Origin of the sequence: Streptomyces zhihengii (assembly GCF_016919245.1) — a bacterium.
In the GTDB taxonomy this organism is placed as follows: Bacteria; Actinomycetota; Actinomycetes; order Streptomycetales; family Streptomycetaceae; genus Streptomyces; species Streptomyces zhihengii.
Map to the genome: position 1 here is coordinate 3,065,944 of NZ_JAFEJA010000001.1, position 13,143 is coordinate 3,079,086.

At 74.5% G+C, this 13,143-nt stretch carries 9 protein-coding genes; 6 read left to right on the plus strand and 3 right to left on the minus strand.

The annotated features are described in order from the left end of the window. Positions 1-228: 228 nt before the first annotated feature. Positions 229-2,577, minus strand: coding sequence for an ABC transporter family substrate-binding protein (locus tag JE024_RS12575; protein ID WP_205373669.1), 2,349 nt, complete (start codon positions 2,575-2,577; stop codon positions 229-231). A 295-nt stretch (positions 2,578-2,872) separates the two neighbouring features. On the opposite strand from JE024_RS12575, the gene JE024_RS12580 reads away from it, so the two are divergent. The 6 genes from JE024_RS12580 to JE024_RS12605 all read left to right on the plus strand — a co-directional run bounded on the left by JE024_RS12580 (position 2,873) and on the right by JE024_RS12605 (position 9,717). Further along, the gene (locus JE024_RS12580) at positions 2,873-3,115 is read left to right on the plus strand and encodes an Rv0250c family protein (RefSeq protein WP_205373670.1); all 243 of its coding nucleotides are present in this window, start codon (positions 2,873-2,875) and stop codon (positions 3,113-3,115) included. Between the two features lie 52 nt (positions 3,116-3,167). Beyond that, the gene (gene sdhC, locus JE024_RS12585) at positions 3,168-3,989 is read left to right on the plus strand and encodes a succinate dehydrogenase subunit SdhC (RefSeq protein ID WP_205373671.1); all 822 of its coding nucleotides are present in this window, start codon (positions 3,168-3,170) and stop codon (positions 3,987-3,989) included. A gap of 55 nt (positions 3,990-4,044) precedes the next feature. Further along, the gene (locus JE024_RS12590) at positions 4,045-5,970 is read left to right on the plus strand and encodes a fumarate reductase/succinate dehydrogenase flavoprotein subunit (RefSeq protein ID WP_205373672.1); all 1,926 of its coding nucleotides are present in this window, start codon (positions 4,045-4,047) and stop codon (positions 5,968-5,970) included. Next, on the plus strand, positions 5,967-6,752 hold the full coding sequence (locus tag JE024_RS12595; RefSeq protein ID WP_205373673.1) for a succinate dehydrogenase/fumarate reductase iron-sulfur subunit: 786 nt from the start codon (positions 5,967-5,969) through the stop codon (positions 6,750-6,752). The genes JE024_RS12590 and JE024_RS12595 overlap by 4 nt, the downstream gene beginning before the upstream one ends. A 45-nt stretch (positions 6,753-6,797) precedes the next feature. Further along, positions 6,798-8,906, plus strand: coding sequence for a TPM domain-containing protein (locus tag JE024_RS12600; RefSeq protein WP_205373674.1), 2,109 nt, complete (start codon positions 6,798-6,800; stop codon positions 8,904-8,906). Between the two features lie 100 nt (positions 8,907-9,006). Further along, entirely contained in the window at positions 9,007-9,717 is a 711-nt protein-coding gene (locus tag JE024_RS12605; RefSeq protein ID WP_205373675.1) for a PspA/IM30 family protein, read from the plus strand. 221 nt (positions 9,718-9,938) lie between these two features. Here the strand turns inward: JE024_RS12605 and JE024_RS12610 are convergent, their stop codons facing one another. Continuing rightward, complete coding sequence (locus JE024_RS12610) at positions 9,939-12,521, minus strand: SpoIIE family protein phosphatase (protein ID WP_205373676.1); 2,583 nt, start codon at positions 12,519-12,521, stop codon at positions 9,939-9,941. Positions 12,522-12,669: 148 nt separating this feature from the next. Then, positions 12,670-13,086 carry an ATP-binding protein gene (locus JE024_RS12615; RefSeq protein ID WP_205373677.1) on the minus strand — a complete coding sequence of 139 codons (417 nt, stop codon included), beginning with the start codon at positions 13,084-13,086 and terminating at the stop codon, positions 12,670-12,672. Positions 13,087-13,143: the final 57 nt, after the last annotated feature.

Sequence of the window (13,143 nt, forward strand, 5' to 3'; positions counted from 1 at the left end):
ACGCCCGCCGGGCGGACGCGCCACGGCTACCGTCCATGGTACGGGGCCGCCGCCGTGGGGGCCGTCCGGAGCGGACGGGGCCCGGCGAAGGGGACGAGGATCACGCCGCGGGCGCGGGGGTGCGGGGCGCCGCGCGACTCGGGTCTGGGTGATCACGACCTTGCCCGCCGGCGGTGCCGGCGGGCAAGGGAGTTGAGCCACTTCTGAGCTTGTGCAAGCGATGGCCGATTACCGCTTCTCGGCCCCGTTGACCTGGGACTTCTTGTAACCCATGTCCTGGTACGACGGGGACTTGAAGCCGAAGGCCCCGACATTGGCCAGGGAGCCCCGCACCGCGACCAGCTCGGGCCGCTGGTACAGCGGGATGGAGCCCGCCGCCGCCCAGATCCTGGCGTCGGCACGGCGCATCAGATCGCGCGCGGTGTCCTCGTCCAGCTCACCCGCCGCCTGATCGAACAACTGATCGATGTAGTCGCTGCCGACCCGGGTGTAGTTCTGCTCGACCAGCAGCGATCCGTCGGACGCCGGCTTCGGCTTGGCGTAGATCGGCCGCGCGTCGGTCGCCGGGTAGGCGCTCGCCGGCCACGAGTACAGGGCCAGGTCGTAGTCACCGGACGCGACGTGGTCCTTGAAGTAGTTCTCGTCGTCGACCTTGACGATCTCGGTGCGGATCCCGACCCGCCGCAGCATCGCGGAGATCTTGTCGCCGACCGAGCGCAGCACCTGCGAGCCCGGCCCCGAGGGGAGCACGAACCGCAGCGACAGGGCCTTGCCGTCCTTGCCGACGGCACCGCCCGCCGGGGCGGGCGCCGCGGTGCCGCGGGGCGCGTAGGCGCCGGCCACCCCGTCGCCCCGGTGCTGTCCGCCGGCCGCCGCGGTGTCCGCGGACCCCGGGCCCTCGGCGACCGTCCGGGCCTGCTGCTCCAGCGCGAGGCTCTGGAGGGCCGCCCCGGGGGCGGGGGCGAGGACACGGGTCGCGGCCGCGGCGCGGTCGCGGAGCCGGGCGTCGGCGGCGGGCTTGTCGTCGCCGACGATGTAGAGGCCGTCGTCGGACGCGGCGTCCGGGGCGGCCCCGGGCTTGTCCGAGGCGCGGTCGCCGTCCTTCCCGCTCTCCTCGGCGCCCTGCTTCGTGCCGGACGGCGAGGCGCTGCCCGAGGGGCCGCCCGCTCCGGCGCCCGCCTCGGCCGGCTCGGGCTTCTGCCGGGCGCCGCCCGGGGTCCAGCCCGCGTCGGCGAGCAGGCCCTGCGCCTCCTGGGTGCTCTGCTTGCCGAGCGCCCCGCTGCCGTCCTTGTAGACCGGCTGGCCGGCGAGGGCGAGGTGGCTGCCGGGCGGCTCGGCGGGCAGCCCGAGCGGGCCGAGCACCGTGTCGGCCAGTTCCCCGCGGTCGAGCGCGCGGGCGACGGCCCGGCGGACCCGCTCGTCGGCGAGCGGTCCGCTCTCCCCGTTCATCGCGAGCTGGGTGTACGCGGGCTCCAGCGACTTGCGGACCCGGAAGCCGCGCAGCGCCGACTGCTCCTCGGCGTAGAGCCGCTGCGCCTTCGCGGTGCGCTCGCGGGCCGCGCGGGCGGTGTCGGCGAGGCTCTCGTCGGAGCCGTGGGCCAGCGCCCAGGAGCGGAGGGCCGCCGAGGGGGTGACGTCCGCGCCGGGGCCGTGCGCGACGGGCTCGCCGCCGCGGCCGGCGTCCTTCGCGGCGTACGCGATGCGCTCGGCTCCGGACCGGTCGATCTCGGCCACGTCCAGCGTGCCCGCCGCCAGCGCGGCGACCCGCTGCTCGCGCGGCACCGCGGTGAGGACCAGGCTCTCCAGCTTGGCCCGGCGGCCCCACCAGCGCGGGTTGCGCACCAGGGTGGTGGCCTTCGCCTTGCCGTCGATCCTCTGGACCCGGAAGGGCCCGGCCGTGGCGGCGAGCGCGGTGCGGGCCCGCTCGTTGAAGGCGGCCGGGGTGGCGGTCACCTCCTTGGGGTAGAGCGGGGTGAACAGCGACCGCCAGTCCGCGTACGGCTTGGTGAAGGTGACCTTGACCTCCAGGTCGCTGGAGCCCCGCTCGATCCGGTCGATCCGCTCGTACCCGGCGTTGCGCGCCGTCCAGAACGCGGAGTCCTTGCCGCTCAGCGCGCGCCACTGGGAGAGGAAGTCGGGGGCCCCGATCTCCCGGCCGTCGCTCCAGACGGCCTGCTGGTTGAGCTTGTAGAGGACGACCTGCTTCGGTTCGCGCTCGACGACCTCGGCCGATTCCAGGTAGTCGGGGTTGCGCTGGGGGCGGCCGCGTTCGTCGACGGTGAAGAGCGCCGGCAGCACGGCGCCCGCGATACGGGCGGTCGTGGCGTCGGCGTCGGCCTGGAAGGCGTTGAGCGTGGCGGGCACCGAGTCCACGGCCCAGCGCACGGTGCCGCCGTCGGCGGTGGCGTCACGGCCGGCGGGCGCGATGTCCTGGGCCGGAGGCTTCGCCTTGCTCTCGTCGTCGCCGGAGCCGCAGGCGGCGAGAGCGGGCAGAGCCAGTACGCCGCTGGTGAGCAGGGCCACGGAGCGGAGTCTTCGGGAGCATGTCCGCCCTCGGAGGGCCTCGACCTGGGACATGGCATGTACCTCTTCGTCCTGGTTCGTCGAATTTGGAGATGATCACACCTATTCCTCCACTGAAGTGGACGGAGCCGCCCCGCGGGCGCAGACACGGCGGGGGCCGCCGCCGAGGCCACCCGGGCGGCCCAGCGGCGAGCCCGCGGCCGGCCGGACCGAGCGGCCGGAAACACACGCACCGGGGCCGCGGACGCCGGTAATCCCGTACGTCCCCTTCACAACACCGGATGTGACGCGCAACACTCTCAGGCGCATGAGCGATGCCACCCGCACTCCGCGGAAGTGAGGACACGTCATGTCCCAGCAGGACGAGTTGACGGCGATGCGGCAGCACGTCGACGAGCTCACCCGGCGCGTCGGGAGACTGGAGCAGGCACTGGAGGCCGCCCTGCGGGGCGCCGCGCCGGCCCCGCCCGGCACGCCGAAGCCCCCGGCCCCCGTGGACCTGGTCACCATCCCGGACACCCCGTACGACAGCACCCTGTGGACGGACTCGGACGACGAGGGGCTCGGCGCCCGCGACCGTCACGCACCCTGACCCGCGCACACCCCCCGGACCTCACCCGATCCCACTCCACCCGGAGTCCCCGTTGGCCACAGGTACCGAACCACAGCCCGCCGGCACGGGAGTGCACGGAGCCGGCCGGGCCGCCATCCGCGCCCGCCATCTGCGCACGGACCGCTGGTGGCTCTCCCCCGCCCTCACCGCGGCGGGGCTCCTCGCCTTCGTCGTCTACTCGTCCTGGCGCGCCTTCGCGAACGCCGACTACTACGCGGCGCCGTACGTGTCGCCGTTCTACTCGCCCTGCCTCGCCGAGAACTGCGTCCCGATGAAGGGCGGGCCGAACTGGGAGATCTTCGGAAGCTGGTGGGGGCTGTCGCCCGCGCTGCTGATCCTGGTCTTCCCGCTGGGCTTCCGGCTGACCTGCTACTACTACCGCAAGGCCTACTACCGGGGCTTCTGGGCGTCGCCCCCGGCCTGCGCGGTCGCCGAGCCGCACCGGACGTACACCGGCGAGACCCGCTTCCCGCTGATCCTCCAGAACGCCCACCGGTACTTCTTCTACGCGGCGCTGCCGGTCGCCGCGATCCTCACCTACGACACCGTGCTCGCCTTCCGCGACGAGACCTACGCCTGGGGCCACATGGGGCTCGGCACCGTGGTGCTGCTGGTGAACGCCGTGCTGATCTGGGCGTACACCCTCTCCTGCCACTCCTGCCGGCACATCGTCGGCGGCCGGCTGCGGCACTTCTCCCGGCATCCGGTGCGCTACCGGCTGTGGAGCTGGGCGGGGCGGCTCAACGCGCGCCACATGCAACTGGCCTGGGCCTCGCTGTTCAGCGTCGGGCTCGCGGACCTCTACGTGTACCTCGTCGCCACCGGCGTCTTCGACGATCCCCGCTTCTTCTAGGCCCCTGTTCCAGGCCCCTGCGGTTCCAGGCCCCTACGGAAGGTTGCCCTCCGGCATGACACAGCTCGAACGTCAGCAGTGGGACGTGGTCATCGTGGGCGCGGGCGGCGCCGGACTGCGCGCCGCGATCGAGGCGCGCGAGCGGGGCGCGCGCACCGCGGTGGTGTGCAAGTCCCTCTTCGGCAAGGCCCACACCGTGATGGCCGAGGGCGGCATCGCCGCCTCCATGGGCAACGTCAACGACCACGACTCCTGGCAGGTCCACTTCCGCGACACCATGCGCGGCGGGAAGTTCCTCAACCAGTGGCGGATGGCCGAGCTGCACGCCCGGGAGGCGCCGGACCGGGTGTGGGAGCTGGAGACCTGGGGCGCGCTCTTCGACCGGACCGCGGACGGGCGGATCTCCCAGCGGAACTTCGGCGGCCACGAGTACCCGCGCCTCGCCCACGTCGGCGACCGGACGGGGCTGGAGCTGATCCGCACCCTCCAGCAGAAGATCGTCTCCCTCCAGCAGGAGGACCGCGACGCGTACGGCGACCCCGAGGCGCGGCTGAAGGTCTTCCAGGAGTGCACGGTCACCCGGATCCTCAAGGACCCGGCGCCAGGGCGGGACGGGGCGGTGGCCGGGACGTTCTGCTACGAGCGCGAGACCGGCCGCTTCTTCGTCCTGGAGGCGCCCGCCGTGGTCCTGGCCACCGGCGGCATCGGCAAGTCCTTCAAGGTGACCTCCAACTCCTGGGAGTACACCGGCGACGGCCACGCGCTGGCGCTGCTCGCGGGCGCGCCGCTGCTCAACATGGAGTTCGTGCAGTTCCACCCCACGGGGATGGTCTGGCCGCCGTCCGTGAAGGGGATCCTCGTCACCGAGTCGGTGCGCGGCGACGGCGGGGTGCTGCGCAACTCCGAGGGCCGCCGCTTCATGTTCGACTACGTCCCGGACGTCTTCAAGGAGAAGTACGCCGAGTCCGAGGAGGAGGGCGACCGCTGGTACGAGGACCCCGACGCCAACCGGCGCCCGCCCGAGCTGCTCCCCCGCGACGAGGTCGCCCGCGCGATCAACGCGGAGGTCAAGGCCGGCCGGGGCTCCCCGCACGGCGGGGTCTTCCTGGACGTCTCCACCCGGATGCCGGCCGAGACGGTCCGCCGGCGGCTGCCGTCCATGTACCACCAGTTCAAGGAGCTCGCGGACGTCGACATCACCGCCGAGCCCATGGAGGTCGGGCCGACCTGCCACTACGTGATGGGCGGTATAGCCGTCGACTCGGACACCGCGGCGGCCGCCGGGGTACCGGGCCTGTTCGCCGCCGGCGAGGTGGCGGGCGGGATGCACGGCTCCAACCGCCTCGGCGGGAACTCCCTCTCCGACCTGCTCGTCTTCGGCCGCCGGGCCGGTCTGCACGCCGCCGCACTCGCCGCGGCGCACCCGGACCGGCCGTCGGTGGACGAGGCGGAGGTGGCGGCGGCCGCCGCCGAGGCGCTGGCCCCCTTCGGCGCCGCGACCGGCACCGAGGGCGCCCCGGAGAACCCGTACACCCTCCACCAGGAGCTCCAGCAGACGATGAACGACCTGGTGGGGATCATCCGGCGGGCCGGTGAGGTGGAGCAGGCCCTCGAACGGCTGGCGGTGCTGCGCGAACGGGCCGCCCGGGCCGGGGTCGAGGGGCACCGCCAGTTCAACCCCGGCTGGCACCTCGCCCTGGACCTGCGCAACATGCTGCTGGTCAGCGAGTGCGTCGCCCGCTCCGCGCTGGAGCGCACCGAGAGCCGCGGCGGCCACACCCGTGAGGACCGCCCCGCCATGGAGCGGGCCTGGCGCCGGGTGAACCTGCTCTGCCGCCTCGCCCCCTCGACGGCCGCCCCCGGCGGGGGCGCCGTCGTGCTCGACCGCCGGGAGACCGAGCCCATCCGCCCCGACCTGCTCGCCCTCTTCGAGAAGGAGGAGCTGGTCAAGTACCTCGCCGAAGAGGAGCTCGCCACATGAGCACGTACGACGCGCGGTTCCGGGTGTGGCGGGGCGACGCCGAGGGCGGCGGCCTGGAGGACTTCACCGTGGAGGTGAACGACGGCGAGGTCGTGCTCGACATCGTCCACCGGCTCCAGGCCACGCAGGCCCCCGACCTCGCCGTCCGCTGGAACTGCAAGGCGGGCAAGTGCGGCTCGTGCAGCGCGGAGGTCAACGGCCGCCCGCGGCTGCTCTGCATGACCCGCATGTCCGTCTTCACCCGCGACGAGACGATCACGATCACCCCGCTGCGCGCCTTCCCCGTGGTGCGGGACCTGGTGACCGATGTGTCGTTCAACTACGCCAAGGCCCGCGAGATCCCCTCGTTCGTGCCGCCGTCCGGGCTGGAGCCCGGCGCGTACCGGATGCAGCAGATGGACGTGGAGCGCTCGCAGGAGTTCCGCAAGTGCATCGAGTGCTTCCTGTGCCAGGACACCTGCCATGTGGTGCGCGACCACGAGGAGAACAAGGAGGCCTTCGCGGGGCCGCGCTTCCTGATGCGGGTGGCCGAGCTGGACATGCACCCGCTGGACGCCGCCGCCGAACGGGGACTGGACCGGCGGGCGACCGCGCAGGACGAGCACGGCCTCGGCTACTGCAACATCACCAAGTGCTGCACCGAGGTGTGCCCCGAGTCCATCGCCATCACCGACAACGCCCTGATCCCGCTGAAGGAGCGGGCCGTGGACCGCAAGTACGACCCGCTGGTGTGGCTGGGGAGCCGGATCCGGCGGCGCGGGGAGCGGGACACGGAGGCGTAGTCCGTCCGGTCGCGGGCCCTCATACCCGGACATAGCCTCCCGTATGTGACACGGACAGCCGCTCATGCCCTGATCGCGGCGCTGGTGGCGGCGTGGTGGCTGACCGGGCCCGCCGCCGCCGGCGCCCGCGCCGACGACCCCGTCGAGCTCTCCCGGCAGGGCCAGATCACCGACCGCGTCGACGCGCTCGGCGACCGGGAGCCAGCCGTCGCCACGGCCCTCGACCGGCTCTACGACGAACAGCGCCTCCAGCTCTTCGCCGTCTACGTCGACGGCTTCTCCGGCCTCGACGCGCCCGAATGGGCCGCCGAGACCGCCACGCGCAACGGCCTCGGCCAGGACGACGTCCTGCTCGCCGTCGCCACCGGCGACCGCGAGTACGCCTACTGGGTCGACGACGCCTCCCGGCTGACCGACGCCCAGCTCGCCGCCGTCGCCCGCGACGGCATCGAGCCCGCGCTGCGCGCGAACGACTGGGCGGGCGCGGCGATCGGCGCGGCCGACGGCTACGGGGCCGTCCTCGCCGGGCGCCCCGTACCCGAGGTCGCCGTCACCCCCGGCGAGGCGGACCCCGGCGGCGGGCAGGGCGCCGGCACCGGGGCGGGCGACCTGGTGCTGCCCGTGGCGGTCCTGGGCGGCGCCGGCGCGCTCGCCGCGTACGCCTGGGTCAGGCGCCGGCGGCGGACCGGCACCCGCACCACCCCCCGGGGCGGCCAGGAGGGCTGGGGCGAACCGCCTCCGGTCCCGCTGACCGATCTCGACGTCCGGGCCAAGCAGGCCCTCGTCGACACGGACGACGCGCTGCGCACCAGCCGGGAGGAACTCGGCTTCGCCGTGGCCCAGTTCGGCGAGGAGGCCGCGAAGCCGTTCACCGCCGCGGTCGACCACGCCCAGACGGAGCTGACCAGCGCCTTCCGGGTGCGCCAGCAGCTCGACGACGCCTACCCCGAGGACGAGGCGAGCCGCCGGGCCATGCTGGACGAGATCCTCGGCCGGTGCGCCGAGGCCAACCGCCGGCTCGACGCCGAGTCCGCGGACTTCGACCGGCTGCGCGCCCTGGAGCAGAACGCGCCGGAGGCCCTGGCCGCGGCCCGCGCCGCCTTCGACGACGTCAACGGCCGGATGATCAGCGCCGAAGCGGCCCTCGGCGTGCTGCGCGAGCGCTACGCGCCGACCGCCTCCGCGCCCGTCGGCGGGGCCGTGGACGAGGCCGGGGACCGGCTGGAGTTCGCCTCCCGCTCGCTCGACGAGGCCGGCCGGGCGCTCGGCACGGACGAGCGCGGCACGGCCGCCGTCCAGGTGCGCGCGGCCGAGGGCGCGATCGCCCAGGCCGCGCTGCTGGTCGACGCGGTGGACCGCAGGGCCGTGGAGCTGGCCGAGGCGGCCGGCCGGCTGCCCGGCGCGCTCACCGAGACCGAGACCGACCTCGCCGAGGCCCGCGGTCTGCTCGACGGCACCCCGGAGGGGGTGGCCACGGCGGCGCTCCAAGGGCGTGTGGCCCGGGCCCGGACCGTGGCCGGGGAGGTGCGGCAGGAGATCGAGGCGGGGCCCTACGACCCGATCGACGCGCTGCGGCGGGTGGAGGAGGCCGACGCGGCGCTCGACGAGGCGCTGGCAGCGGCCCGGGAGGACGAGCAGGGCACCCGGCGGGCCAGGGCCCTGCTGGACCGCGCCCTGCTCGGCGCCCGCGCGGCGGTCGGCGCGGCGGCCGACTACATCGCCACCCACCGCGGCGCCGTCGGCAGCGAGGCCCGCACCCGGCTGGCCGAGGCGCAGCGCCGGCTGGAGCGCGCCGAGGCCCTGTCGGGCGACGGCGGCAGCGGCGGCGACCCGCAGGCGGCGCTGGTGGAGGCGCAGCAGGCGGACGCGATGGCCCAGCAGGCGCACACCCTCGCCGAGAACGACGTGCGCGGCTACGGCTCCGGCTTCGACGGCGGATTCGGCGGGCCGGGCGGCTTCGGGGGGCCCGGCGGATTCGGCGGCGGACCGGGCGGGCGGCGCGGCGGCGGCCTCGGCGGCGCGGTCCTCGGCGGGATCATCCTCGGCGGCATGCTCGGCGGCGGCCGGGGCCCGGGCGGCGGCGGGTTCGGCGGCGGCCCGGGCAGCTTCGGCGGCGGGGGGACCCGTGGGCGGATGGGCGGCGGCCGCTTCTGACCACCGCCGCGGCCCCGGCCCCGTCCGCCGCCTCCCGCCGCTTCCCGGCGTACACACCCTCCTCGACGTCCTTGACACCGCGCACCCAAGGAGAGACCCGATGACCAAGCAGACCATCCTCGGCCGCGTCGCCCAGCTCGCCAAGGCCAACATCAACGCGCTGCTCGACCAGGCCGAGGATCCGCAGAAGATGCTCGACCAGCTCATCCGCGACTACGCGAACAACATCGCCGAGGCGGAGGCCGCCGTCGCGTCCACGATCGGCAATCTGCGGCTGCTGGAGCAGGACCACCGGGAGGACGTGGACGCCGCGAAGGAGTGGGGCGGCAAGGCGCTCGCGGCCAGCCGCAAGGCCGACGAACTGCGCGCGGCCGGGAAGGCCGCCGAGGCGGACACCTTCGACAACCTGGCGAAGGTCGCGCTCGGCAGGCAGCTCGGCTCGGAGAAGGAGGCCCGTACCGCGGAGCCGTCCATCGCCTCGCAGACGGAGGTCGTCGACAAGCTCAAGGCGGGCCTGACGCAGATGAAGGAGAAGCTGCGCGAGCTCCAGGCCAAGCGGGACGAGCTGGTCGCCCGCGCGACCTCGGCCCAGGCGCAGAACCGGATGCTGGACGCGGTGAAGAGCATCGACGTGCTCGACCCGACGAGCGAGCTCAGCCGCTTCGAGGACAAGGTGCGCCGCGAGGAGGCACGGGCGATGGGGCAGCAGGAGCTGGCGGCGTCGTCGCTGGACGCACAGTTCGAGCGGCTCGACGACGCCGAGGACGACGCGGAGATCGCGACGCGGCTGGCGGCCCTGAAGACCGGATGAGCGCGGGGCGGCGGGCGCCCCGGGGCCGGGCGGCGGGCGTCCGCCGGGGCGGGGGCGCCCCCGGCGCGGAGGAGCCTCCCGGCGGCGGGCGTCCGCATCGGCGGACGGCCTCGGCGGCGGACGGCCTCGGTGCGGAGGGGCTCGCCCGCTGCGGACGGCACCGGGGCCCGGGCGCGTCGGCGGTCGCGCCTCCTCGGTGGTCGCGCCGGCGCGTCCGCAGGTCAGAACATGCTCAGCAGCTGGTCCACCGTCGGTTCGGAGGGCTCCCCGTCGGGCAGGCCCAGTTCGAACCAGACCGTCTTGCCGCGCGGGGTGCGCCGTGAGCCCCAGCCCGCGCTGAGCAGGCCGACGAGCTGGAGGCCGCGGCCGCCCTCGTCCGTGTCGCGCGCCCGGCGGCGGCGGGGCTGGACCAGGCCGGCGTCCCACACCTCGCAGACCAGGGTGCGGTCGCGCAGCAGCCGCAGCCGTATCTCGCCCTCGCCGTAGCGCAGCGCGTTGGTGACCAGTTCGCTGACGAGCAGTTCGACCGTGTCCACCAGCGCCTCGAGGTCCCAGGAGAGGAGCTGGGCGCGGGTCAGCTCGCGGGCGCGGCCCACCGAGCGCGGCTCGCGGGGCAGCCGCCAGTCGCCGACGGCCTCGGCGGGCAGCCCCTGGATGCGCGCCATCAGCAGGGCGATGTCGTCCTCGCCGTGGCGGGTGTCGAGGCTGGCCAGCACGTGGTCGCAGACGTCCTCCAGGACCCGCCCGGGGTCGGTGAGGGCGTTGCGGAAGGCGGTCAGGCCCTCGTCGAGGGGGTGGTCGCGGGACTCGACGAGCCCGTCGGTGTAGAGCGCCAGGAGGGACCCCTCCGGCAGCTCCACCTGGACCTCCTCGAAGGGTTCGCCGCCCACGCCCAGCGGCATCCCGGGCGGGACGTCGAGCAGCAGCGCCTCCTCGCCCGGTTCGACGAGGACGGGCGGCAGATGGCCGGCGTTGGCGAAGGTGCAGCGGCGGGTGACCGGGTCGTAGACGGCGTAGACGCAGGTGGCGAGGTAGACCTCGGAGAGGTCGGCCTCCCGCGAGCTGCCGGGGCGGGGCGGGGCGGCGGACGCGCCGGAGCGGCGGAGCTGGGAGGGCGTGCCCGGGCCGCCGAGGCCGCGGGCTATCTCGTCGAGCGCGGAGAGCACCTCGGCGGGCTCCAGGTCGAGCAGCGCCAGGGTCCGTACGGCGGTGCGCAGTTCGCCCATGGCGACGGCGGCGCGCAGCCCGCGCCCCATGACGTCGCCGACGACGAGGGCGGTGCGGTGGCCGGGGAGCTCGATGACGTCGAACCAGTCGCCGCCGACCTCGGTGGTCGTGGTGCCGGGCAGGTAGCGGCAGGCGATGTCGAGCCCCGCCGCCTCCGGGTCGCCCGGCGGCAGCAGGCTGCGCTGGAGGATGAGGGCGCGCTCGTGCTCCCGGCGGTAGAGGCGGGCGTTGTCGATGCAGACGGCCGCGCGGGCGGCGAGTTCGGCGGCGAGGGCGCGGTCGCGTTCGCCGAAGGGTTCGCTGCCCTTGGCGCGGGCGAACTGGACCAGGCCGACGACCGTGTCGTGGGCGACCATCGGCACGGCGAGCGTCGACTGCACCAGGCTGCCCTCGCCGCCGGGTATCGTCCGCACGCTCGCGGCCCGCAGGGCGCCGGCGCAGGGCGAGTTGAACGGGAAGCGGTGCACCTCGCCGACGGCGGCGGGGGCGGAGCCCGCGGGGACGCAGTCGGGGGTGGTCAGCAGCGGCGCGTCGGAGACGGCGCTGGCGAAGGCGACCCGGCGCAGTTCGGCGCTGCCGCCGCCGTAGCCCTGCGCGGGGGCCGAGCCGTACTGGCCCGGAGGCGCCTCGTCCCCGGTGAGCAGGGACTGGTACAGGTCGACGGAGGCCAGGTCGCAGAAGCCGGGCACGGCGACGTCGAGGAGCTCGCGGGCGGTGGTCTCCAGGTCGAGGGAGTTGCCGATGCGGGCGCTCGCCTCGTTGAGGATCGCGAGGTTGCGGCGGGCGCTGGCGGCCTCACGGGCCGCGCTGTGACGGCGGGTCACATCGGTGCCGAGCCCGGCGACGCCGGTGGGCCTGCCGGATCCGCCGTGCACCCGGTAGAGGTTGATGGACCACTGGCGGCGGTCGCTGCTGCCGGGCGCGGTGCCGGTGATCTGCAGATCGGTGACCGAGTCGCCGGTCTCCAGGACGCGGCGCAGGGCGGCGTCCATCCGTTCGGCCTCGGGGCGGGAGAGGTAGTCGTACACCGTGCGTCCGCGGTGCTCCTCCGCCACCCCGCCGAAGACGGCCGCGAAGCGGCGGTTGGCGCGCTGCACGGTGAGGTCGGTGCCGAAGAGCAGGAACCCGAAGGGAGATTGGCCGAATATGGCCTGCGATGCGGCGAGATCGCTCTCGATGCGGCGCAGTGCCCGGACATCGACCACGATGCAGAGGGCGCCGAGCCGGCCGCCGGCGGCCTCGCTCGGCATCACATAGATCTCGGCCATGCCCTCGGCGTGCTCGCCGCCCGGCGCCCGGAAGGGGACGAGCCCCGTCCACTCCTTGCCGTCGAGGATCTCCGCCACCTTGCGGTGGGCGCGCGACCGCAGCTCGGCGGGGAGGAACGCCTGGACCGGGTCCTTGCCTCTGACCTGCTCGGCCGTGACGCCGAAGAGTTCGGCGGCGCGCCTGCTCCACTGGTCGACCAGCCCGTCGGGGCCGATCGAGAACGACGCGACCTTGATGTAGTCATAGATCGAGCCAGGCGGGCTGCTCTGCCACACGACGCCGCTCGCCGTCCCAGGTATCTCGCTCACGCGACCGTCCCCTCCAGCTCACCGCACCGGACCGGCCATGACCGCAGTATTCAGCACTACGGCCCCCGCCGACACGGCGTTCACGATCACAGAGAGGTCTCGTTCATTTCCGGCCGAGTTCTCGGTGATCGTCGTCCCTGACGGACTCCTAACCCGTCAGAGGCAGCTCGAACCACACCGTCTTACCTGTCCTGCCCCGGCGGGTGCCCCACCTCCGGGCCGAACATGCGACCAGATACAGCCCCCGGCCGCCTTCGTCCTCGGGGCGGGCGGCCTTCTCGGTGGGGAGGTCCGGCAGGGGATCGGAGACCTCGACGAGCAGGGCGGGCGGGACGCCGTTCTCCTGGCGCCGGCGCAGCCGCACCCCGATCGGTCCGGCGGTGTAGCGCTGGGAGTTGGTCACCAGTTCGCTGACCAGCAGCACCGTCACATCGCGGACCGCCGCGTCCAGCTTCCACTCCCGGAGGGTGTCGCGGACGGCGTGACGGGCCGCGCGCACCGCGTCCGGCTGCGCCGGAAAGCTCCACTCGACGCATTCGCCGTCGGTGCCGATCACGCCGATCACTTCCGATCGCCAGCGGACCCGCGCCCGGTTTCGGGGGGTTAATGGGCACATACCCGT